General features: G+C 40.2%; 1 protein-coding gene. It reads left to right on the top strand.

The window, feature by feature from the left end:
• Positions 1–1099, top strand: a 1099-nt coding sequence (locus tag ASV53_RS24085; RefSeq protein WP_094959001.1) for an endonuclease/exonuclease/phosphatase family protein, incomplete at its 5' end; no start/stop codon positions are given.
• Positions 1100–1203 lie beyond the last annotated feature (104 nt).

Genomic DNA, 1203 nt, shown 5'->3' with positions numbered 1-1203 from the left:
AAATCAACGGCCTCCCCCGACCTCAACCAAACGCCAATCCGCCGCATCCGCAGCTGGGGATAAGAGACAGCTTATTATTCTATGTGGCGTTATCATCCTTATCACTATTCGGGACGTTGATTTTCTCGATCAAGCGGCTATCACACAGGCTATTGAACCAAGCGCTCACACAACAACCACTCTTAATAAAAATCCAAAAACACAAAGCCAGCAACCATCCGCGACTTTACCCACAACAATAACACTAATGAGCTGGAACCTAGAATGGTTAACCTTAACGCCTTTTAAATATGCTCCACCTCGTACCACGCAAGATTATCAAGCGCTCGCACGTATATTCACTGATATTTCACCGGATATTCTAGCCTTTCAAGAAGTCGATAGCCTTACAGCGCTCGAGCTTGTAGTCCCAAAAGAAAAGTATCAATTTTTCTTCTCAGATAGACAAAATAAACCCTCAGAAATATTTAATGACGTAAACCAATTTACAGGTTTTGCTGTACGCAATGGTTTGATAATTAAAGATCCCCAAGATGTTGTAGCAACAAATAAAAATCCGTCAGCTAGAAACGCTAAATTACGCTACGCCAGCTATATCACGCTAAGGTCTTCCCCCACAGCTCCCCCTGTACATTTACTCTCTGTACACCTAAAAAGCGGCTGCACTGTTATGAGTAAAAATAAGCCCTCATCAAGAAAATCAAAAGCATGCAGAACATTAGCTCAGCAACTTGAAGTGTTATCAGAGTGGATTAACAATCATCACAATCAACATGTGATCATTGCGGGTGATTTTAATCACCTCTTATCCTCCGATTACTTCTGGCTGCAAGAGCAACTAGACAGCTCAAAGGAAGTACTTATCCCACTAACAATTGCGACAGAAGCTAACTGCTTTGTTAAACAAACCCAGGTTAAAAAAGTTCGCTACCGTCGTTATAAACAGTTAATTGATCATATTTTCATCTCACAGGCTTTGCTTAGGCAACAAAGAATGCCGCTACAACCGTCGGTGCAATACCGCTTTAAAAAAAGTGATGTTCAACAGTTTCAACTCACCGATCACTGCCCGATAATCAGCAATATTCAACTACCTTAGCTGCATGTTTAAACCCTTTTTAAGCTAAAAAATCACCAATTGACGCGATTTTTTGAGATACAGTGCAAAGTTTCATAAATATGAGATATTAATCAAAAATAATT

Source organism: Photobacterium sanguinicancri, assembly GCF_002265265.1.
Classification (GTDB): Bacteria; Pseudomonadota; Gammaproteobacteria; order Enterobacterales; family Vibrionaceae; genus Photobacterium; species Photobacterium sanguinicancri.
The sequence above is the reverse complement of the archived record's forward strand: the minus strand, read 5'-3'. Positions and strand labels throughout refer to the sequence as shown.